23 protein-coding genes, 1 tRNA gene and 1 pseudogene are annotated in these 22,484 nt (G+C 36.2%); 7 read left to right on the forward strand and 18 right to left on the reverse strand.

Translation table 11 applies throughout. From position 1 onward, the window contains the following. Positions 1 to 27: 27 nt before the first annotated feature. On the reverse strand, positions 28 to 276 hold the full coding sequence (locus tag BAQ46_RS10125) for a hypothetical protein (protein WP_001983650.1): 249 nt from the start codon (positions 274 to 276) through the stop codon (positions 28 to 30). A 286-nt stretch (positions 277 to 562) separates the two neighbouring features. Further along, a complete protein-coding gene (locus BAQ46_RS10130) occupies positions 563 to 976 on the reverse strand; it encodes a group I intron-associated PD-(D/E)XK endonuclease (RefSeq protein WP_071741880.1) in 414 nt (137 codons plus the stop codon). A gap of 156 nt (positions 977 to 1,132) precedes the next feature. On the opposite strand from BAQ46_RS10130, the gene BAQ46_RS10135 reads away from it, so the two are divergent. After that, positions 1,133 to 1,747, forward strand: a complete 615-nt coding sequence (locus BAQ46_RS10135; RefSeq protein WP_071741881.1) for a PH domain-containing protein — start codon at positions 1,133 to 1,135, stop codon at positions 1,745 to 1,747. A gap of 84 nt (positions 1,748 to 1,831) precedes the next feature. On the opposite strand, the gene BAQ46_RS10140 is transcribed toward BAQ46_RS10135, so the two are convergent. After that, positions 1,832 to 2,032, reverse strand: a complete 201-nt coding sequence (locus BAQ46_RS10140) for a hypothetical protein (protein WP_000124456.1) — start codon at positions 2,030 to 2,032, stop codon at positions 1,832 to 1,834. Positions 2,033 to 2,184: 152 nt separating this feature from the next. Between BAQ46_RS10140 and BAQ46_RS31670 the strand changes: the two are divergent. Continuing rightward, positions 2,185 to 2,271: pseudogene (locus BAQ46_RS31670) on the forward strand (DUF6572 domain-containing protein); the annotation flags it as partial. Positions 2,272 to 2,807: 536 nt separating this feature from the next. Here the strand turns inward: BAQ46_RS31670 and BAQ46_RS10145 are convergent. The 7 genes from BAQ46_RS10145 to BAQ46_RS10180 all read right to left on the reverse strand — a co-directional run bounded on the left by BAQ46_RS10145 (position 2,808) and on the right by BAQ46_RS10180 (position 8,521). Continuing rightward, a tRNA-Gly gene (locus BAQ46_RS10145) sits at positions 2,808 to 2,881 on the reverse strand. A 109-nt stretch (positions 2,882 to 2,990) separates the two neighbouring features. Beyond that, positions 2,991 to 3,494 (reverse strand): metallophosphoesterase, encoded by a 504-nt coding sequence (locus BAQ46_RS10155; protein ID WP_000645498.1) that lies wholly within the window; start codon positions 3,492 to 3,494, stop codon positions 2,991 to 2,993. Positions 3,495 to 3,507: 13 nt separating this feature from the next. Beyond that, entirely contained in the window at positions 3,508 to 4,116 is a 609-nt protein-coding gene (locus BAQ46_RS10160) for an XTP/dITP diphosphatase (RefSeq protein ID WP_061132090.1), read from the reverse strand. A gap of 11 nt (positions 4,117 to 4,127) precedes the next feature. Beyond that, positions 4,128 to 4,865 (reverse strand): ribonuclease PH, encoded by a 738-nt coding sequence (gene rph / locus BAQ46_RS10165; RefSeq protein WP_001261765.1) that lies wholly within the window; start codon positions 4,863 to 4,865, stop codon positions 4,128 to 4,130. Between the two features lie 128 nt (positions 4,866 to 4,993). Beyond that, entirely contained in the window at positions 4,994 to 6,043 is a 1,050-nt protein-coding gene (gene gerM, locus BAQ46_RS10170) for a spore germination protein GerM (RefSeq protein WP_001126762.1), read from the reverse strand. A gap of 131 nt (positions 6,044 to 6,174) precedes the next feature. Next, positions 6,175 to 6,984, reverse strand: a complete 810-nt coding sequence (gene racE, locus BAQ46_RS10175; protein WP_000773996.1) for a glutamate racemase — start codon at positions 6,982 to 6,984, stop codon at positions 6,175 to 6,177. A gap of 211 nt (positions 6,985 to 7,195) precedes the next feature. Then, positions 7,196 to 8,521, reverse strand: a complete 1,326-nt coding sequence (locus BAQ46_RS10180; protein ID WP_000503384.1) for an MFS transporter — start codon at positions 8,519 to 8,521, stop codon at positions 7,196 to 7,198. Positions 8,522 to 8,882: 361 nt separating this feature from the next. On the opposite strand from BAQ46_RS10180, the gene BAQ46_RS10185 reads away from it, so the two are divergent. Further along, complete coding sequence (locus BAQ46_RS10185; protein WP_071741882.1) at positions 8,883 to 9,566, forward strand: type 1 glutamine amidotransferase domain-containing protein; 684 nt, start codon at positions 8,883 to 8,885, stop codon at positions 9,564 to 9,566. A 51-nt stretch (positions 9,567 to 9,617) separates the two neighbouring features. On the opposite strand, the gene BAQ46_RS10190 is transcribed toward BAQ46_RS10185, so the two are convergent. From BAQ46_RS10190 to BAQ46_RS10225, 8 genes are all read right to left on the reverse strand, one after another. After that, complete coding sequence (locus BAQ46_RS10190; RefSeq protein WP_001233027.1) at positions 9,618 to 10,256, reverse strand: TetR/AcrR family transcriptional regulator; 639 nt, start codon at positions 10,254 to 10,256, stop codon at positions 9,618 to 9,620. A 156-nt stretch (positions 10,257 to 10,412) separates the two neighbouring features. Further along, complete coding sequence (locus tag BAQ46_RS10195) at positions 10,413 to 11,075, reverse strand: type 1 glutamine amidotransferase domain-containing protein (protein WP_071741883.1); 663 nt, start codon at positions 11,073 to 11,075, stop codon at positions 10,413 to 10,415. Positions 11,076 to 11,177: 102 nt separating this feature from the next. Beyond that, the gene (gerE, locus tag BAQ46_RS10200) at positions 11,178 to 11,402 is read right to left on the reverse strand and encodes a spore germination transcription factor GerE (RefSeq protein WP_000659484.1); all 225 of its coding nucleotides are present in this window, start codon (positions 11,400 to 11,402) and stop codon (positions 11,178 to 11,180) included. 165 nt (positions 11,403 to 11,567) lie between these two features. Further along, a complete protein-coding gene (locus BAQ46_RS10205; protein WP_000398838.1) occupies positions 11,568 to 12,872 on the reverse strand; it encodes a purine/pyrimidine permease in 1,305 nt (434 codons plus the stop codon). A 30-nt stretch (positions 12,873 to 12,902) separates the two neighbouring features. After that, positions 12,903 to 13,802 carry a DMT family transporter gene (locus BAQ46_RS10210; protein ID WP_048557558.1) on the reverse strand — a complete coding sequence of 300 codons (900 nt, stop codon included), beginning with the start codon at positions 13,800 to 13,802 and terminating at the stop codon, positions 12,903 to 12,905. 245 nt (positions 13,803 to 14,047) lie between these two features. Continuing rightward, on the reverse strand, positions 14,048 to 15,292 hold the full coding sequence (locus tag BAQ46_RS10215; RefSeq protein ID WP_001181865.1) for an amidohydrolase family protein: 1,245 nt from the start codon (positions 15,290 to 15,292) through the stop codon (positions 14,048 to 14,050). A gap of 73 nt (positions 15,293 to 15,365) precedes the next feature. Beyond that, positions 15,366 to 16,556: an amidohydrolase family protein gene (locus BAQ46_RS10220; RefSeq protein WP_071741884.1), complete on the reverse strand. Its 1,191-nt coding sequence runs from the start codon at positions 16,554 to 16,556 to the stop codon at positions 15,366 to 15,368. Positions 16,557 to 16,665: 109 nt separating this feature from the next. Further along, positions 16,666 to 18,231 carry a glutathione ABC transporter substrate-binding protein gene (locus BAQ46_RS10225; RefSeq protein WP_001211304.1) on the reverse strand — a complete coding sequence of 522 codons (1,566 nt, stop codon included), beginning with the start codon at positions 18,229 to 18,231 and terminating at the stop codon, positions 16,666 to 16,668. A gap of 330 nt (positions 18,232 to 18,561) precedes the next feature. Here BAQ46_RS10225 and nikC point away from each other — a divergent pair, with 330 nt between their 5' ends. Genes nikC through BAQ46_RS10245 form a run of 4 tightly spaced genes read left to right on the forward strand, consistent with a single transcriptional unit; the run spans position 18,562 to position 22,416 of the window. Further along, positions 18,562 to 19,461, forward strand: coding sequence for a nickel transporter permease (nikC, locus tag BAQ46_RS10230; RefSeq protein ID WP_000453816.1), 900 nt, complete (start codon positions 18,562 to 18,564; stop codon positions 19,459 to 19,461). 15 nt (positions 19,462 to 19,476) lie between these two features. After that, complete coding sequence (gene nikB / locus BAQ46_RS10235) at positions 19,477 to 20,397, forward strand: nickel ABC transporter permease (RefSeq protein ID WP_000928487.1); 921 nt, start codon at positions 19,477 to 19,479, stop codon at positions 20,395 to 20,397. Between the two features lie 14 nt (positions 20,398 to 20,411). Further along, entirely contained in the window at positions 20,412 to 21,428 is a 1,017-nt protein-coding gene (locus tag BAQ46_RS10240) for an ABC transporter ATP-binding protein (RefSeq protein ID WP_001034321.1), read from the forward strand. Position 21,429: 1 nt separating this feature from the next. Next, entirely contained in the window at positions 21,430 to 22,416 is a 987-nt protein-coding gene (locus tag BAQ46_RS10245; RefSeq protein WP_000102013.1) for an ABC transporter ATP-binding protein, read from the forward strand. The last annotated feature ends 68 nt before the right edge of the window (positions 22,417 to 22,484 follow it).

The following is a 22,484-nucleotide window of genomic DNA, read 5'->3' on the forward strand; positions in this document are numbered from 1 at the left end:
TCAGCAATTCAAGCAGAGGATTCATCATTAATGGAAAGCTTTTATAATAGTGGGGTATATAACAAGGGTAATAATTTGGAGAACAATAATTGCCATAACAATCATGCTAAAGTAGAAGATTGGTTTACTTCGCTTCATTAAAAACATAATGATAAGCATCGTACAAGCAAACAAACTTAAGAAGAACAAACTCGTTGTCGAACTAAGTATACCACTCGGGACAAAGAACAATAACACTACACTACAAGTACCTATAATTCCAAATAACCATTCCATTCATTCACTCATTCCCTTTCCCTCTCATGGTAGTTTCCTCTAAGCGATTAAATGTTTTACAACATCAACTACATACGTTAATTTCTCATACGCTACAAATCCAAAAGCAACTGTTAAACCCGTTACGATTAATCCCTTCATTATTTCTTCCTCCTCGTTTTATCGTTGTTACCTTCATTATAGAGGATTAACAATTTGTTACCATCGAACTACCTTACAGTTACCTTACAGAATTGTAAGATTTCAAAGAGAGATTGAAAAACACCCCATATCGCTTGAGGTGCTTTCACGGAATTTCTCTATAATCACTTGCAAAATTAACTTTTTTCTCTTGTTTATTTTTCGGAGAATCCACTCTTAAACTAATAGATTTACTAAATAATTTCGGATTGAAATAATAGCAAAAATCCGTTTGAGGACAATATACACAATACACATCTATTTCTTCTTTATTCACTTCTTTTGTAGCGACTCCGCTTGCTGTAGAATAACTAGATCGGAATCTTACTTCCAGTATCCCTCTTGCATTCAACTCTCTATATTTCACTTGCACCCTTTTAAATCCCCCGCCCTTATATACTACAAGATCAAAGGGCGAATGCTCTGTTTGTGGTATTAAAATCATATATCCTTTTTCATACAAATCAACTTGTGCCTTTAAAACAGCTAAATCTCCTTTTGTTTTTGTATGATGGTACACTTTTTCTCAGCACCTTTTTACATATTTTCAAAATAATATTCGTTCCTTTTCTTAACTTACCTCCCAACATTTTCTCATTAAAAGAAAACTCTTTGTTAAAACCATGTTAATATATTTTTGTATAATTAAGAATTTAATTTACAAGGGGGATTATATATGTTCAAAAAAGTAGCTGCTGATGTTTTAGGGTTAAGTGATGTAGGTTCTGTCATTACACCAAAAGATTATGACAAGGTTGATGCTGATGATTACGTAATGCATGAAGATGGAGAGAAAATTTATTTTCTAATTAAATCGAAATCAGATGAATATTGCTTCACAAACAAAGGATTACTTCACCTAGATGGTACAAGTGCGACAAGCAAAAAACGTACACTACGCCGCTTTAGCTATAGTAAATATCAAATTAAAAACGTATTGCTTGAAACTGCGGGAACGATTGATTTAGATGTAGAAATTAAATTTCAAATGGGAGATGAACATTATTCAATTGATGTTCATAAAAAACATATCGAGGAATTAAAAGATTTATATAAAGCTTTACTTAAAATCGAAGAAATTTCATACGACAACGATATTACATTGCAGTATGCACATAAAAGTTTAGATATGGCATCTAACGCTTTTAGCCGTATTTCAAATGCACAAGTAAATTTAGCAGAGCAATTTAAAGAAATGAACGAAATCGCCTTTAACTGGCTCGTTGATACGAAGAAACAATATAATGTGAAAGATTATGGTTTTGTATTTGAGAAGTTTATTAATAACTAAACAGAAACCCTTGTTATCAAAAGATAACAAGGGTTTTTCAGCGTCCTAGAAGATGTTCAAACTCTCGGCCTGCTCATTTCCGTACTATTTTATATATTTTGATCGCAGTCTTAATATATCTTCCTCTTCTCGAATACCTGCCGATCCTTTCCTCACATTTTTTACGATAGTCCAATCCGGGTTGGTTTCATCACCGATGTTCTGTACTGTAAAGTTGCCATCACCATATTTTCGGTGACCTTCTGCCAATTTCTCCGTTAAATCGTTCTCATTTGATCTCGCCATCTTTGCGCCATCTCCCTTTTTTATACAACCTTCTTAAACTGTCTAACCAATCACAGGTCTAGTCAATTGGAGATTCTCGTTTTCCGCTTCTATTCATTGTAACACACTAACGGGGATAAGTTTCGATAACGGTTGCTCAATCGTACGAGGGCGGTAAAAAGTTTTATAATATTGTAAGTGAACAGTTAGGAGAATCTGGATATGGATTTGAGTTCCATCATAAACCTATTGATTCTTGAAATGAAATAAGAGGAATAGGGCGCATAAATGGCGCTCTTTTCTTCATGCACTTTAATCCGTTACACATAATAATTACCATATATTACGTCATATTTTTTACACCTTTTGCACATACATCAATTTGTAGACAAACAAAAAACCTTGTTATCAAAAGATAACAAGGTTTTTTTTAGCGTCCCAGGAGAGATTCGAACTCCCGACCGACGGCTTAGCTTACCACCATAGCTTTCGCTACCAGCAATTACTGTTTGTAGTCTGGACTATATCTTCACCATTTCAGGTGCGACACGTGTAGTCTCTACGGAACCTCACGATGATTTTCATCATACTTCAGAGTCTTTACCATTAAGTTTCACTTAATCATTCAAAACTCCTTAATCTTTTTCAAGATCGTAAGTTTCCTCGGTATTACCATCAGCCGAACTGTTAAGGCTTCACCGATATAGTGTCGTCCACTTTATAGGTTCTTGTTTCCCTATAAAGGCTCCTATTTTTCTTGAAGGCCGTTGCTCTATCCTGCTGAGCTACTGGGACATGGAGCGGGTGAAGAGAATCGAACTCTCGACCAGAGCTTGGAAGGCTCTTGTTTTACCACTAAACTACACCCGCATATGTTATTTTATTTTTCTTCGTTAGCGCCGTTGCCCTATCGACAATATTTATTATATGTATAACCATACATAAAGTCAACACCTTTTTTAAAAGAGGATAATTTTTCTTATCCTCTTTTAAAAACTGCTTGTTCAACTAGCTGTCCGTCTAGTGTTTCAAAACGAACTTCCATTTGATTTTCATCCATTTCTAATAAAGCAAATGTTTTTTCTACACGCTGACGCGGTAATAAAATACTGCCTGGATTAATAAATAAAACGCCGTCGATTAATTCCGCACCTAATACGTGAGAGTGTCCGAAGCATGCAACTTGCGCCCCTACCTCTTCAGCATGGTACGCTAATGTTTGTAACGTCATTTTCACGTTATGACGATGTCCGTGCACAACTATGAAACGAACACCATCTACATCAGTTACAATTTCGTCTTGAAAGTTAGCATAATCACAATTCCCTTTTACAACATGGAAACCTTGCAACTCTTCATGAGCAGGCGTTAGCTCTGAATCACCGCAATGAATCATGATATCTACTTTCCCTTCATACTTCTCTTTTAACTGCTGTAATTCCTTCACAGAGCTATGACTATCGCTTACGATTAAAGCTTTCATCAATCTCTCTCCCTTATTCTCCTAAAAACCATTCAGGGATTTTTTCTTCTAGCTTACGTAGAGCACGTCCGCGGTGACTAATAGCATTTTTCTCATCTGAACTTAGTTCCGCCATCGCTTTTTTATATTCTTCCACATAAAAAATCGGATCATATCCAAAACCGTTTTCCCCGCGGCGCTGTTCTAAAATATACCCTTCGCACGTCCCATTTACAATGACAGGCTTTTTATCCCCTTCAGGGAAAGCCACTGCTAATGCACAGTAGAAGCGAGCTTTACGCTTATCAAACGGTATTTCATTTAATTCTTGTAAAACTTTATCAATATTCGCTTGATCATCTTTCGGCTCTCCAGCAAAACGTGCTGAATATACACCTGGTTTCCCGTTTAAAGCATCTACAATAAGACCTGAATCATCCGCAATTACAATTGCATTCAATTGTCGACTCAAACTGTCCGCTTTTAAGATTGCATTTTCTTCAAATGTTTCACCAGTTTCTTCGACTTCTTCAATATGAGGAAAATCGTGTAATGATTTCACTTCTAAATCAAATCGCTCAAATAACTCAGCAAATTCACGTACTTTCCCCATATTTTTTGTCGCTACAACAACTTGTTTCATTTTTTCCACCTCTACTCTATATGAGATACGATGTCACCTAACGCTTCTTTTTGCATATCGATCAGTTGGAAAATGCCTTGTTCTGCAGCATCAAGTAATTCATTTAACTGCGCTCTACTAAACGTCGCTTCTTCTCCAGTTCCTTGCACTTCAACGAACTGACCTTTTCCAGTCATAATTACGTTCATATCAACGTCTGCTTTAGAATCTTCTGCATAGTTCAAATCTAAAACAACACCTTGCTCTTCAACAATCCCTACTGACGTTGCTGCTAAATAATCTTTTACTGGAATTTTAGATACTTTTTCTGCTTGTAATAACTTCTCAAACGCTAATACCATCGCTACGTATGCACCTGTAATAGAAGCAGTTCGCGTTCCACCATCCGCTTGAATAACATCACAATCAATCCAAACCGTTCTCTCACCAAGCGCTTCTAAGTCAACTACCGCACGTAATGCTCGTCCAATTAAGCGCTGGATTTCCATTGTACGTCCTGTTACTTTCCCTTTACTTGACTCCCTAATTGTACGTTGTTCTGTCGCACGTGGAATCATCGCATATTCAGCTGTTACCCAGCCCTTTCCTTCTCCACGCATAAATGGCGGGACGCGCTCTTCAATTGTCGCTGAGCAAATTACCTTTGTATCCCCAACCTCAATTAACACTGATCCTTCTGGATGTTTTAAATAATTCGTATGAATATGTATATGGCGTAATTCTGTTTTTTCTCTACCATCTACTCGCATAAAAATAACCTCCTCATAACTACTTGTTAGTATAGCCAAATTTAAATGTATGATATGTATACAATAAAAGAAGAGGAACCCAAAAAGCAATTCCCCTTTCTTACTTAAGTATATCAAATTATTGGCGATTAAAAACTACCTGTATTCACGTTTTCTGGACGATCTACAGGTTTTATTAACTTTCCGCCCTTTTCATCTATAAGATTTGCTTTACCATTTACTTCAATAGAAACGCTTTTCACGCCTTTCTTTTCTGTTAAAGATAAAACTAATGACTTCAATACGTAATTTGAAATCATATTTTTATCTGGGTTTATAAATATATTTTCATTAAAGTTTAATGTAAGATTTCCATCTTGTAATTTCGGATTCGTAATGAGCTTAACTCCTGGATTGAAATCGTTCAGAAGAGATTGATGAATCGGCCCTTTTACAAGTTCATCTACAATTGCTGCATAATCATTTTCTTTTCCTTCTACAACGCGGCGTGTTACTGGTACGTAGTATTGCTGTTTATTATTATTTTGTGCCATAAAATAAAGTGTTACTGGTTTTGTATTTGTTACATCCGCTACTTGCTCATCATCGAAGTTAATACCGTTCGCACGGCTCACCCCTTCACCAAGCGGTGTACCACCAACAGGCATCTTCGCTAATTTTTCACCATTTATTTGGAACTGCACTTGTTTTATTTCTTTAAATTGCGTCAACGTCCATGCAATAGATTCAACGATTTGACGTTCTTCCTCTTTTGCATAGTTTTTCATTTCTTTAGAAAAATCAATGACTGCCGTCCCATCTTTTTTCAAGTTTAGGGTCATCGATGTATTCGCCGGAATGACTGCACGGAACCCATTCGGTAACAAATTCGTTACCGGTCCATCTTTCACAAGGTACTCTAACGTTTGCTGAATAACCTCATTTGCTTTCGGAGTAGGTATAGCTAACGTTTGCGGTACAACATAGCCATTTTTATCAACAAGGTATAGTTCTCTATTCACCGTTTGTCCTTGCTTATCTTTCTTAGATACTTCTTTCTTTCCACCCTCTGTATACGTAACTTGTTTTGGCGGATCAATTTGCTCCGTTGCTTTCTCTTGATTTATAAAGCCACACCCTGTTAGTAAAACAGCGCTCACAGTAGCACCAACAACCCATTTAAAAGTGGATTTAGGCATGCCATTCCCCCCTAAAATCTAAGTTTGTACTATTATGTATACGAGCTGTTTCATGTTTTAGAACAAGCTGTGCTCCCTATAAACAAAAAAACTCCTGATTTCTCAGGAGTTCACTTATATGAATTCTATTATTATTCTTTTTCTAAATAAATATGTTTTACATTTTCAATCGGTTGACCGAACCATTTTGATGCAATTTCTTTAAATAGGCCTATTTTTCCTGTTGTTAAGAAGAGATGATCACTTTGTTCCTCTCCCTCATTCAACATTTTACTATGGTATAAAATGGTACTTACTTCACGTGCCGTTTCATCACCAGAACTAATGAGTTGCACTTTATCTCCCATTACTTGTTTAATAACAGGACCTAAAATTGGATAATGTGTACAGCCTAAAATAAGCGTATCAATATCAGTGTTTTTCAGCGGTTGCAACGTTTCTCTTACAACTTCATACGCCATTTCACTTTCGAAATTACCGCTCTCTACAAGCTCAACAAAAGGTGGACACGCTAAACTTTCTACCATAACACGATTATTAATAGACTTTAACGCTTCTTCGTATGCACCACTTTTCACCGTTCCAATCGTTCCAATAATCCCAACATGATACGTGTTTGTCATTTTTAAAGCTGTACGTGATCCTGGGTGAATAACTCCTACCACTGGAATTGGTAATTGTTTCTGCATCTCTTCTAATACAACTGCAGTTGCTGTATTACATGCAATAACTAACATTTTGATATTTAAATCTAGTAAATGCTCCGTCATTTCCCACGTAAATTGACGCACTTCTTCTCGAGAACGTGGACCATAAGGGCAACGTGCTGTATCCCCTAAATATATAATGCGCTCTTTCGGCAACTGACGAATTAATTCCTTCGCCACTGTTAAACCGCCAACTCCTGAATCGATAACACCGATTGCTCTATTCAACTTCATCACCCGTTTTCTCATTCATCATCTTATTTTATCATTATATTTTTCACACTTTAAGTTCGCTCACTTAAACTGCTTCTATATGAAAATTTTCATTTGTACCTGTATAGACTAGGACCTTTTTTATTTTGCTCCTTTTTTTCATAATTTGCAAGACAGAAAAACAACCGACCTTCTATATGAAAGTCGGTTTCTTCTATAATAAAGTACATCTTTAATGCTCCATCTTTTTTTGGAAAGAAGACATTCCTATTAATAAGAAGAAATGAGCAGAAATTAACATGACGATTAAAATAAAATTGAAACGATAACTATTTGTAGATTCCATAATTTTGCTCGCAACAGCTGGTCCAAATGCCATACCGAAAAAGTTAATTAAATTATATAAGCCAAGACCGACTCCAACTTTAGCTGCATGTAATGTTTTCGGTATAAATGTGTTCAATGATACTTGAATGGCAGAATAACTCATAAATGTCAAAATAATCGCCAATACAATAACGACTATACTTCCATTCGGAATAAACCCTAAAATTAAAAAGCCAACAATCATAATGACAGACGCTACATAAATCATATTCACATTTCCAAACGAAGGGACAATCTTTCCAGTAATAAAACTAGACACAATACCAAAGAGTGATGCAACAAATAATACAATTCCGATAACAAATGGAGACAATCCGTGCTCTCTTCCTAACAGTAATGGCAACAATAATAAATTAGCACATAACGCCACATTAATTATAAATCCGACTGTTATTAAACGAAGAAATGCTTTGTTCGAAAACAACTCAATATCGATAAATGGATGCTCCGCTTTCTTCATACGAACCGTGAATAAAAATAAAGAAATTATCGATAACACAAATAGCCAACGATTCATATCGATACCTAGTAAAACAGTCGTAATGAATGCAAATAGTAACGCCGCTCCAATATAATCAAAATGAAACGTTTCATCCGTATGCTGCATTTCTTCTGGCATAAATTTTATAAGCAAGAAAATCCCCACTACTGAAATAACCATAAATAAAAATAAATATGGCCACCCTAGTGTATTTGTAATAGCCCCGCCAACTAAAGGGCCAATACCTACTGCTAATGCAATAGAAGAACTAATCATCGCTAACGCACCAGGCTTCTTATGAGGAATAACTAATTTGGCCACTGCAATCATACTAAGCGCAATAAACGCTGCACCCCCGCTCGCTTGCACTAATCTTGCAAGAATGGTAATCACATAAGATTGATTCATAAATCCAATAATAGAACCCACTACAAATATGATAATCGAAATAATTAATAGTTTTTTTACACTGTAACGATCAGCAAGCTTCCCATATATCATTGAACCAATACCGACAACTAAAGAATAACCTACTACAACCCAACTTACTTTCGATTGACTAATAGATAAATCATGAGCAATATCCTCTAACGCAACATTAAATAAAACCGCATTCATCGGTCCTAATAAAACGATAAAACATAATGTGAAAACAAACCATTTTGAATGATTGTTTATATCTTCCCCCATGTGTAACACCTCTCCTGATTGTAGTAATTGAAAACGAAAAATGAAGTTGTTTAGCTCTTCTATTATCACTAGACAACTTCATCAAATGTATACATTTATCGCGCGACAAATTGAATTCGAAACGAAACATGTACGTTGTTCGATATTCATGGAACTATCATAGTTTCAGCATTACAGTTTGTCAACGAAAAATATACAAAATAAACTAATTTAGTGTTTTTAGTTTACTTTGTTCAAAAATTGTTATACACTAATTTCGAATCCGATATAAGGAGGACTAACACGGTTATTCAAATTTGCAATTTCTAACTTAATAAAATAATGAACTTGTATACGGAAGAAACATTACAGGAGGATTATGATGAAGAAAAAAATGTTAGTTGTATTAACGAGCGTTGAAAAATATCCAAATTTAAATCGAGCTACTGGCCTTTGGCTTGGTGAAGCTGTTCATTTCGTTAAAAAAGTTGAAGAAGCTGGTTACGAAGTAGATTATGTTAGCCCACAAGGTGGTTATACACCGATTGATCCGCATAGTTTAGCAATGGCGGAGAACATCGATTGGGAATGGTATCAAAAGAAAGAATTTATGAATCGTCTCGGTTCTACAATGAAACCGAGTGAAGTAAATCAGGAAGACTACGCTGCGATTTATTACGCAGGCGGTCACGGTGTAATTTGGGACTTCCCTGAAAATAAAGAACTCCAAATGATTAGCCGTAGCATTTATGAAAATGGCGGAATTGTTTCCTCTGTTTGTCACGGAGCTGCCGGTTTATTTCATATCACATTAAGTAATGGGGAACGCTTAATTAGCGGTAAAAAAGTAACAGGATTCTCAAATGAAGAGGAAAAACTAGCTGAATTAGATCAATTCGTTCCATTTTTAACAGAAGATGAACTCATTAAAAATGGAGGACTTTACGAAAAAGCTGCACAGCCTTGGGAAGCTTTTGCTGTAGAAGATAATCGTGTTATCACTGGTCAAAACCCAGCTTCAGGCGGTCTAGTAGCTGAATTAGTATTACAACACATAAACAAATAACATGTAATAAAAAAAGCAGATTTTCCACTACTATAGGAAAATCTGCTTTTTTTACGAAATCATTTGCAAAATAGCCATAACTTCTTTTTCAATTTCCGAATCATCAATTGCTTCTATATACTCCGGTTTAAACAGTTGATACTTCTTTAGTTGATAAAAATCAAGTATCGCTTTCTTTAACGTAATATCGTACTGAATACAAAAAGAATGATCTATTATACGTCTTAACATCACATCATCTTGCACCATAAATAATTGTGCGTTCATTTTATTAAAGTAACCTTGTTCCATACCAGCTTCAAAAAACATTTGCAAATTATGATTACGATTTTGTTGTGCAGCGACTAACCGATCAGATAAGTGCGGATATGCCTCTTTCAAATCTTGTAAAAAGACATCTGAAATGTATGTCACACATTTTAAAGAGTGAATAAACGTCTTTTGGAAACGTTCTGCAAAAGACATACTTTCATCTTGATTATCCGCATCCCCTTCAAGAAGATAGTTCATAAAATCTTCTACCACAGCTTCAATAATCTCATCTTTTGAAGAAAAACGTTTATATAAAGTAGCTTTACTAATATCCATATACTTCGCAATTTCATCTATTTTCAATTGACTAAAACTCGTTTTTCTAATAACGGGCTTTATTTTATTAATATAAGTATTTGCACACGCAACTTTTCTCATTAAAAGAGCCTCCCCTTTTGTCCATACAAAATAGTATAGCAAATTCACGATTAATTATAAATGAAGTCACTATACTCAATACATCTTTTTAGTTTAAGGGGTCATTTATCCTATAAAAAAAGTGCCCGCTACCTTTATGAGTAACGAGCACTTTTTCTATACTTTATTTACAGCTCTTCTTATAGCTTTCCCTATTTCCATACTAGACTGCGGATTTTGCCCTGTAATTAAACGCCCATCTACTACGACGTGCGGCGTAAAATTTGGAGCAACATAAAACAAAGCCCCTTCTTCTTTCAATTTATTTTCTAACAAAAACGGCACTCGCTTTTCTAAATGTACAGCTTTTTCCTCATCATTTGTATAACCTGTTATATGCTTACCCGCACTAAAAAACGAGCCGTCCTTATTTTTCACACCGACTAAAGAACTTACTCCGTGACAAACAGCCGCTACAATTCGGTTGTTGTTGTACATATTCACAATTAAATTTGCAACATATGGATTACCTGGAAAATCTACAATCGCCCCGTGTCCACCACCAAATAAAACCGCATCATAATCCGAAAAATGAACATTTGAGATTGGTTTCGTATTTTGCAATAAAGAAGCGACATGCTTAAATTCACGAGGTATCTCGTTCGGAATAGAAACTCTATCAATCGGCACTCTACCGCCCTGTATCGACACAATATCAACATCAAACTTAGCCTTTTTAAACAAGTTATAAGGAGCTGCGAGCTCTTCCAGCCACAAACCAGTCGGGTGTCCATTCATATCATGAGCGCTTGTTGAAACTAACAATATCCTTTTCAACATATCCCCTCCTTACTACTTATTTATGTATGGAGTGTTCTTATCATTCATATAACGCATGAAACAAAAAAATAGCCGACTCTTTTATATAAGTCGGCTTTCTTTTTATAACTCGAGCTCTCCCATACGAAGAAGCTCAACAACTGCTTGTGAACGTCCTTTAACCCCTAGCTTTTGCATTGCGTTTGAGATGTGGTTACGAACTGTCTTTTCACTGATAAAAAGTTCACCTGCAATTTCCTTCGTTGTTTTATCTTGAACCAGTAATTCAAATACTTCTCTCTCTCTCTTTGTGAGTAAAGGTTTAGATTGATACGCTTTTTCCTTCAACTGGTATAACCCTCCTTGCTTAAGCCAGAGCTGTGTATGTGTAAGTTGGGTGTTTATTTAGTCAAGATATTGTATGAACGAAATGTGCGGGTGGTGAATGAAAATGGGCTTTATTTCACATGTTATTTTAGACTTTTATACAGTGCGTTCACTCTTTGTATCCACTTACTTTTCGGTACGCCATATTTGTTCTAGTAATATGCTGACAACTGTACCTACGAACAAACCATTTCCAAATATATATTGTATGACAGACGGCAAGGACTGGAGCGCTCCAGACGGTAAAAACATAACGCCGCTACCAAATAATACTGCAACGCCTAAAATTGTTACATTCCTTTCATTAAGCTCCACTTGTTTTATATTATTTAACCCAATTCCAATTAACTGTACGAAAGAAGCCATTAAAACCGCAGATGCGACAGCGGATGGTAAAGATGCTAAATAACGAATAATACTTGGGAACAGCGACATTACGACTAGTAACATACATGCTAGTAAGAACGAACGTATATATTTTTGTTTCGTTAAACGTATAAATCCTGCCGTTGCCGGTAACGGCACGACACCTACAGTTGAAAATATGGAAGAAATGATGTGTGAAATGCCTCCAACCCACGTTCCATCCTTCAACTGTTTCTGTTCAATAGTCGCTTTTTGAATGGTAGCTTGATTAATCGCTATAATAGCTGCCACTGTATTTGAAACTAAAATACATACCATAACGAAACTTGATACTGCCATACCTGTATTCCATTTTGGAAGTCCCCAAGCAAATATTTGCGGAAGTTGCACAAAATGAGTTACTTGAGATGGAATCGTCACTTTTCCTGCAATGAGAAAAAGAATCCACCCACTAATTAATCCTATTAAAACCGCATAACTTTTGACAAAACCTTTCCCAAAATTAGATAGTATAATAACGAAAAGAAATATACTAAACGCAATTATCACTGTAAATGCATCAATTTGAGAAACAGTAGCAGTAATCCCTAGCATTCCTTTTAGGAATACACCGCTTAATTGTAAGCATAATAAAAGTAAAAACGTCCCTGTCACAAGTGGCGTAAATAAAAATAAAATACGTCCGATGAAACCAGTTACTCCTAGTCCTATTAAAATAACACCTGAGATTATCATTCCTAATTCTAAAATTTGCAATGTACTGTGTAATTGATCTTGCCCGACAGTTGCGTAAGCAAGTACGGTAAATACGCCAACCCATGATCCAGCTGGTCCATCTGCAATTGGTAGTCTATGTCCAAGCCACCCTTGTAAAAAAGAAGATATACCAACTACAAAAAATGTACGCTGCATTAAATAAAATATTTCCTCCGTCGTAAGATGAAATAATCCGCCAACGACAATTGGTAATGCGATTGAATTCGCTAATAAAAAGATAAACCATTGCAAAGTTCCCATAATATGATTTTGGTTATGTTGATTGTCCAAATTTTTCATCCCTTCCATACATTTCACATAGAAATACACACTATACTATTACGTAGCTTTTCGAAACAAAACTTTTTGTCCCTTCGATTTCTTCCCGTATCCAAATGTCGCAGTGTACACTCCACAAACGATAAAAACAGCTCCAATTATTTGAATAGCTGTTACACTTTTCTGCAATATAATATAGCCTACCACCATCGTAACGAATGGTTCTAAATTTAAAAACATGGCTGCTGTTGATGCTTGTGCTTTTCTCAATTGATTATTCCAAGCCAATGTACAAACTCCATGCATAAGTATTGCTGTCACAATAAGAAGCGACCAACTCTCTATAGAGTATTTCAACGTTATGTGAGAAAAGGTAAAAGCAAGAAACGGTAGCATAATTAAAAAACCAAAAATTGAAGAAAAGAATGTAATCAAAAACATATCATCTCTGTTCCCCAATTTCCGAATTAAAACGATAGATAAAGAAAAAGATAGCATCGTTATAAAAATCCATATTAACCCTTCTGAAAAGACAAATCTCTGCCCAACACCAATTACAAAAAACACTCCAAAAGTAGCAATTCCCCCTCCTATTACTAACTTAGCTGTTAACGGTTCGTTTAAAATAAATACCGCTAAAATAGAAGTCATGACAGGAGTAAGTGCTAATATTAGCGCAGCTGTTGTTGGATCTGCTGTTTGTAACCCTTCATAAAAAGACCATTGATTAATCGCGACACCTATGACTCCAATTAATAATACACCTTTCATTTCATTCTTTTCTATATATAAGCCTTTCTTACACATAATAGCGTACGCTAGAAAAAACAAATTAATAAATAGTAAGCGAAGTGTCGTTAACAACACCGGATGAAATGTATTCACTAAAATCGCACCAAATATAAAATTACTCCCCCAAACTACTACACATATAAACAGTAATATATATGTACGTGTCATCTATTCCCCTCCTTTTCTCGTAAAAAAGAAGGATTCCTATTCTTTCATTAGGAACCCTTGAAAAAATATATATAAAGTGAAACTTTAATCAGTGGGGGTTTTGTTCATCCCCCACTGATTATTAGTTGAACCAATCGGACTTTTACGGACAGTTGATCCCCCACCTAACTTCTTTGCTTCCGCTGAATTTTGAGGTGGGGGTCTTACTGCCCGTTAAAGCGGGATAAATTAGGGAGATACGTAAATTAAATCAATACGCCTTGAACATGTTGCAAGGAACCTGCTACTATTTTTCCACCTTTCATCACAGCAGGTCGCTGTGCACGTCTAGCTATCGCTTCTGCTGAACAAGTAGCTTGTAAGAAAACAAAATCAGCTTTATCTCCTACTTTAGGCCAAACTTGATTTCCGTCTTGATCCAATGGCGTTTTTCCACCTGTAATATAAGTTAAAGAAGAAGCTAAAGACTTTTCATCAATCCAGCGATACTTTTCCGCTAAACGCCCTACTCTTTCAAAAATATCAGCATTTCCGAATGGTCCCCATGAATCAAACATACTATCGCAACCTAAAGAAACGGAAACACCCTTTTCTGTAAGTAATGGTACTGGCGGCATATTTCTGTTAATTGGTACCGTCGTAATAATAGACATTCCTCTTTCAGCTAATAAGTCTGCCATATCTGCTCCTTCTTCTTTAGATACATCTCCTAGGCTAAACGCATGACTGACCGCAACACGTCCGTCCCAACTAGCCTCCTCTGTATACTGAGCTAACTTTTTAATTGTATAAATACCTAAATGCCCTGCATCATGTAAATGCAAATCAACATCGGCATTTGCTTCTACAGCAATTTCCATCATATCAAAAAGTGATTTTTCAATATTATTATCTACAGTAGCTGGATCTACACCACCTACTAAAGTTGCGCCCATTTTCATCGCTTCTCTCATAAGAGAATGCGCTTCTGTACGAAGTAAACCATGCTGCGGGAATGCTACGATTTCATATGTAAACGCATCTTTCATATTCTCTAAAGTTTGACGTACAGATTCTAAGTTTTTAAGACCGATATACGGATCAATATTTACATGCGTTCGTATATGAGTCGAACCAGCATTTAAAATGTTGCTTAGTAATAACTCTGCTCTCTCTCCAGTTGTTTGAGCTAAAATTGGTAACTCTTGCTGTTCTAACTCTAATCTCTCAATAATATTTTTTACTGGTGTACATGCTTCCCATGGACCACCAAGTCTTGTCTTATCAAGGTGAAAATGATTTTCCACAAACGACGGAAGAACAAGCAATTCTTTCGCATCTTTCATTTCATATTCCGTTTGAAGCGGTACATCCGCAAGTACAATCTTTGCAATCTTTCCATCTTGTATAAGTAAATGATGCAAAGCTGTTTCTGTACCTGTAACTACTTCATTATTAAACTTGTAACCTGTTTCTAATCGTACATTCGTTAACCAATACACATTTTGCATTTCAATCATCCTCTCAAACAAGATTATTTATAGCCGTTTTTTCCAAACTACCAGCAACAACATTCCCTTTATATTAAACCGCACAGCGCTCTGTTTGTCTTGCTACTACCTCGGCTGAACATGATGCTTCTGTAAAGACGATATTTGCTTCATCCCCAATTTTTGGCCATTGACGATTTCCTTGATCATCTAATATAGATTTCCCACCCGTAATAAACTGAAGTGCTTTCCCTAAAGAGCGCTCATCAATCCATCTAAATCTCTCCGCTAGACAATTTGCCTTTTGCAACATATCTCCTGTCCCAAACGGAGACCAATGATCAGTTATACTATCATTTCCTAGCGAAACTTTTACACCTTTACGATTTAATAACGGAACTGGAATTACATGTCTACTAATTGGAACTGTTGACGTTATATCAATACCTAATGCCGCAAGTCGTTCAGCCATTTCCTCCGCTTCTTCTACAGATACATCTCCAAGTCCAAGAGCATGACTAATCGTAACTCTTCCTTGCCACCCTGCTTCTTCTGTTAGTGCAGCTAATCTCTTCATTGTAAATGTTCCAAGTTGATCCGCATCATGTAAATGAATATCAATGTCTGAATCAAACTCTACTGCAATATCCATAATTGTATTCAATGATTTTTCAATATTACCATCTACTGTGGCTGGGTCTACTCCACCTACTAAATGAGCTCCCATACGCATAGCATCTTTTACAAGCTCTACGGAATTACTTCTTAACAAACCGTGTTGCGGGAATGCTACAATTTTTGCTGATAACTTATCTTTATATGTTTCCAGTGCCGCAATCGTTGCTTCTAAATTCCCAAGACCAATTACAGGATCAATATTGCAATGTGTTCGAATATTTGTCGCTCCATTTTCAAGAAGTAATTGCAACATTTTCTCCGCTCTACTCTTTGCAGTTTCTAATTGCTTCGGAAGAATAGTTTGCTCCTCATGAATACGAGTGAATATACTTTTTACTGGTGTACATGCTTTCCATGGTCCACCATAATACGTTTTATCAATATGAATATGCATTTCTTCAAATGCTGGTAATGCCAGTAAACCATTTGCATTTACTACTTCACCATCTTGCTCTGATACAATTCCAGGTAATATGTTCGTAATCTTTCCATCTTCAATAAATAAACTACAAATTTCTGTTTCTGTACTTGTAATTCGCGCTTCCTCATATACGTACCCACATTCAAGTTTTACATTCGTTAACCAATATTGTGATTTCACACTCACTTTGTCAATCTCCCTTCGCAATATGATTTTTCTACTTACAAACGAAACAAAAACAGATAAAAATTTCTATCAGTGTAAAATCATTTTTACACTGATAGAATTTTCTATTTTACTGTAGTTCTACACCTTCCAGTCGCAAATACCCAGATGGATCAATCCAAAATCCTTTTATATTTTTCGTAGTTGCCGCAATATGATTAATCCCTCGAATTGGTACTAGTAAAGCATCCTTTAATTCAATCTCTTGTAACTGTTTGTATAATTCTTTTCTCTTCGTCTCATCTTTTTCTTTTCTAGCTTCTTCTATTAATTTATCTACTTCCGGATTACTATAGAAAAATTGGTTACCAGTTGCTCCGTGTGAACTAGAATGGAATAAATTATATTGATTATAGTCACCATCACCTGTTGCGTTTCCCCATCCTCCAACAAACATCGCATGTTCTGATTTATTCGTTGCAGCTAAAAACGCACCATATTCCATAACTTTAATTTCTACATCAACGCCAATCCCTTTTAATTGAGATTGAATTACTTCCACTAACGCCATTCTAACTTTGCTGTCATTCGTCCAAATTGTTGTTTTAAATCCATTTGGATAACCAGCATCTGCTAATAATTTTTTCGCAGTATTAATGTCATACTTATATCCTTTTACGTCTTTCGTATAACCGAACACTTTAGGAGTCATTACGGAGTTTATTTCAGTCCCAACATTGTTATATACCCCTTTTAAAATCCCTTTCGTTTCAATTGCATGTGCAATCGCTTGACGAACGAGCGGGTTGTCAAATGGCTTTTTCTGTACATTAAATCCAATATATTCTACACCTAAACCTTCATTTTCAATTAACTCCATAGATGGTGAATTTTTCACACGTTCTACTTCAGTTACAGGTAAATTCTCTGCAATGTGAGCTTCACTAGTTTCAATCATTCCAATACGTGTTGCATCTTCTGGTACTACTTTGAATACCACTTCATCAATCTTTGATTTTTCACCCCAATAATTTTTATTCTTTTCAAGGCGAATTTCTTCACCTGGTTTCCATGATTTAAAAGTATATGGACCTGTCCCAACCGGATGCTGCGCTAAGCCTTTCCCTTTTTCATCAATTGCCTTCGGACTTAAAATACTTCCTTCATTACTTGCGAAAATAGATAAAAGAGGTGAGTATGGGTATTTCAATACGAACTGTACTGTATATTCATCAATTACTTTTATTTCTTGAATCATGGAATAAACAGTTGCTCGATTTGAACCTACTTTCGGGTCTAATACACGTTCAAAGTTTTTCTTTACTGCCTCAGCATTAAATGGTGCACCATCTTGGAATGTCACTCCTTGTTGCAACTTAAATTCCCAATTTAAATCATCAATTTGTTTCCATTCCTTTGCTAACATCGGCTTAAAATCCATGTTTTTATCTCGCTGTACAAGATTTTCATATACTTTATGGTACACAACACTTGCGGAAGGGATGTTTGTAATAAAATGCGGATCTAAATTATCAGCATCTGACAGTCTAGCAATTGTTAAAACACCGCCTTCTTTTGTTCCATTGCTTCCTGATCCTTCATTTCCTGTCTTCGTATTAGATGAACACCCCGCTAGAAAAACTGAAAGACATAAAATTGTGATAAAACAAATCACAAGTCCCCTTTTGAATCTCATCGCCCTTCCCCCTCCACTTTCTTTTATCTCTACATCCTAAAGTGAAACCTTACATCTAGCTTTCTATCCCCTACTTTCTAATAGCAGATCATTCCACCACCCTTTCTTTTTCAATTTCGTCTATGTATTTGTAATTATAAATAACTTTGCGAAAAAAGTTTTTAAACATCTTTACTTCTATTTGCACTTTCTTTACTTATTGAATTTTCTGAATTATTTTGAAACATCTTTACTTCTATTTGCACTTTCTTTACTTATTGTTTTAAACTCGTTGACTTGTTTTAATTTTCTGATAATTTAATCATAAAGAAAGAAAGGGAGGTATAAAAAATGGAAGTTCGTCTTTCTAAAGAAGAAAATACTTCTTTGCAAACAATTCAAACGAAGAACACATCGAAATGGATCATTAGCTATCGAAAACTGAAAAAAAATAAGATGGCATTTATCGGGGGTATTATCGTTCTTTTCTATATTTTAATAGCTATATTTGCCCCATTGTTAGCACCCTACAATCCATTTGATATTCAGTTAGTTAACAAATTACAACCACCATCTATGGAACATTGGATGGGAACAGATGATAAAGGCAGAGATATTTTAAGCCGCCTTTTACACGGGACACGCCTTTCGTTACTTGTTGGATTTTCTTCTGTATTTATAGGGGCATTGTTCGGCATTATTCTTGGTATCATTTCTGGTTATTACGGTGGATGGTTTGACACAATCATTATGCGAATCATTGATATTATGCTAGCTTTCCCTGGTATTTTACTTGCTCTTGCCATTGTAGGCGCACTAGGACCAAGTCTTGTGAACGTAATTATCGCTATTGGCTTTTTCTCAATCCCTATGTTCGCTCGTATCGTTAGAGCTTCTACATTAACAGTAAAAAAATTAGAGTATATCGATGCTATAAGAGCACTAGGGGCAAATGATTTTACTATTATTATGAAACACATATTCCCTAATATCTTATCACCTATTATCGTCCAAGCTACTTTACGCTTAGCTACAGCAATTTTATCTGCAGCTGGATTATCATTTTTAGGACTTGGAGCGCAACCACCTTCACCTGAATGGGGTGCCATGTTAAGTAATGGGCGCGACTTTTTATTTACCGCACCACATATTGCAATGTTTCCTGGAATCGCAATGTCTACACTCGTAATCGGTTTAAACATGTTTGGTGACGGATTACGTGATGCACTAGATCCGAGACTTAAAAAATAGAAAGGGGCATTATACATGCTAATGTTTATTTTTCGTAGAATACTACAATTAATTCCCGTTCTTTTCGGCGTTGTATTCGTCGTTTTCTTAATTATGCAAATGGTACCCGGTGACCCAGCTCTCCTTATCGCTGGTGAAGGGGCATCAAAAGAAACTGTCGAGCAAATACGCCATCAATTAGGATTAGACAAACCCTTTATCATGCAATATTTCTCTTATATCGGAAATATATTACAAGGAGATTTCGGGGTTTCAATTCGTTCTAACCGCCCAGTGTTAGACGAAGTATTAATCCGCCTTCCAATCACTATTGAACTCGCACTGTGTAGTATCGTCATTACAGTTGTAATTGGGATGATTGCTGGTATCATCTCTGCTACAAAGCAATATTCTTGGACAGATGTTTCTATTATGATTATCGCTTTGTTAGGTGTCTCATTACCAAGCTTTTGGTTTGGACTTATGCTCATTTTCTACTTCTCTGTCCAAATTCAAATATTCCCGGTTTCTGGTTGGGGAACTTGGATGCACATGGTTTTACCAGCACTTACACTTGGTGCATCTGGCGCAGCAATTGTAGCACGTATGACTCGCTCAAGTATGCTTGATGTTATACGCCAAGATTATATACGAACAGCAAGAGCAAAAGGGGTAAAAGAAAGAGTTGTTATATATAAACATGCTTTGAGAAACGCATTAATTCCCGTTATTACTGTTGTTGGATTACAATTTGGTGCCCTTTTAGGCGGTACAGTTTTAGTAGAATCAGTTTTTGCTATAAATGGACTTGGAAGATTGATCGTAGACGCTATCCGAATGAGAGACTTACCAATGTTACAAGGAGGCGTATTAATCGCCTCGGTCATCTTCGTTCTAGTCAATCTTATTGTTGATATTTTATACCGTCATTTCAATAAACGTATTGAACTTAATTAAGGGGGTGCACAAACATGAATAAAAAGGAAGAGGTATTACAAGTTAAAGATTTAAAAACACATTTCTTTACAGACGAAGGTGTAAGCAAAGCGGTTGATGGTTTAAATTTCTCTGTTTCTAAAGGAGAAACACTCGGCATCGTAGGTGAATCTGGTTGTGGGAAGAGTATCACTTCTCTATCCATTATGAGATTAATTGACCGAGAAAGCGGCAGTAAAATTGAGGGGAGCATTTTATTTAAAGGAAAAGATTTATTACAACAAAACGAAGCTGAAATGCGTGCAATTCGCGGAAATCAAATCTCAATGATTTTCCAAGAACCAATGACATCTTTGAATCCAGTATATTCTGTTGGGGAACAGATCGCAGAAGCAATTCGTATCCATCAAAAATTAAATAAAAAGGAAGCTTGGAATAAAGCCGTAGATATGTTGAAACTAGTTGGAATTCCTTCTCCTGAAAAGCGTGCAAAACAAGAGCCTCATGAACTAAGCGGAGGAATGCGACAACGCATTATGATTGCAATGGCACTTGCTTGCAATCCAGATTTACTCATTGCAGACGAACCAACAACTGCTCTTGATGTAACAATTCAAGCCCAAATATTATCACTTATGAAATCACTTCAAAAACAACTCGGTATGGGAATTATCATGATTACACATGACTTAGGAGTCGTGTCAGAAACATGCGATAGAGTCGCCGTTATGTACGCTGGAAAAATCGTCGAATATGCAGATATCGAGCATATATTTACTAGTCCAAAACATCCTTATACAATCGGACTTCTTCAATCTCTTCCAAGACTCGATACAGACCAAGAAGAGTTACAAACTATTCCTGGATCCGTACCGAGTCCATACCATATGCCGAGCGGATGTCGCTTTGCTGATAGATGCACACATGCAAAAGAACTATGTCACAATACTCTTCCAGAACTTCAACTCACACAAGATGGAAGTAAAGTTCGATGCTGGATGTTTACAGACCTTTGGGATAAATCATCTTCAGAAAAATTGGAGGTATTATAATATGTCTACTGCTACGCAAATAAATAAAAAAGAGTTATTACAAGTACAAAACTTAAAACAATACTTCCCTATAAAAAAAGGAATTCTAGGACGCTCTATTAACTATATTAAAGCGGTTGACGATATTAGCTTTACAATTTACGAAAAGGAAACTGTTAGTATTGTTGGTGAATCTGGTTGCGGAAAATCCACCACTGGGCGTGCAATATTACGCCTTGATGAAGCAACAAGTGGAAAAATTATTTTTCAAGACAAGGATTTACTAGAATTAAATAACTCAGCAATGCGAAAGGTTCGAAAAGATTTACAAGTTATTTTTCAAGATCCCTTTGCTTCTTTAAACCCTAGGCAAACTGTAGGGAGCATTTTAGAAGAAGCTATAGCCATTCAAAACGTATGCCCAAAAGGTGAAAGAATGGCGAAAGTTATTGAGCTGCTCGGGAAAGTTGGTCTTCCACCTGATGCAGTGAAGCGCTATCCACATGAATTTAGCGGTGGTCAACGGCAAAGAATCGGAATCGCACGCGCCTTAGCTGTTAATCCAAAACTCATTATTTGTGACGAGGCTGTCTCCGCCTTAGATGTTTCAGTGCAAGCACAAGTTTTAAATTTATTAAAGCAGTTGCAACAACAATACGGGTTAACATATTTATTCATCTCTCACGACTTAGCTGTCGTTCGTCACATATCAGATCGCATCATTGTAATGTACCTTGGTACCATTGTGGAGATTGCCGACAAACATTCTCTTTTTAACAATCCGCAACACCCTTACACAAAAGCGCTTCTCTCAGCAATTCCTACCATTAGTGCAGGAACGAAAAAAGAACGCATTGAACTTAAAGGAGACCTCCCCTCTCCTCTAAACCCGCCAAAAGGCTGTCGTTTTCATACTCGTTGTCCGTATGCCATTGAAAAATGCGCTACGCAGCAACCAAGTTTTCAATCTATAAGCGAAGGTCATAAAGTAGCCTGTCATATCATTTGATCCGAGTCTGAATAATAGAAACATTTACAACACTTTAGTATAATAATAAAAAACAAGATTGAGGTATG

This window comes from Bacillus paranthracis (assembly GCF_001883995.1).
GTDB lineage: Bacteria > Bacillota > Bacilli > Bacillales > Bacillaceae_G > Bacillus_A > Bacillus_A paranthracis.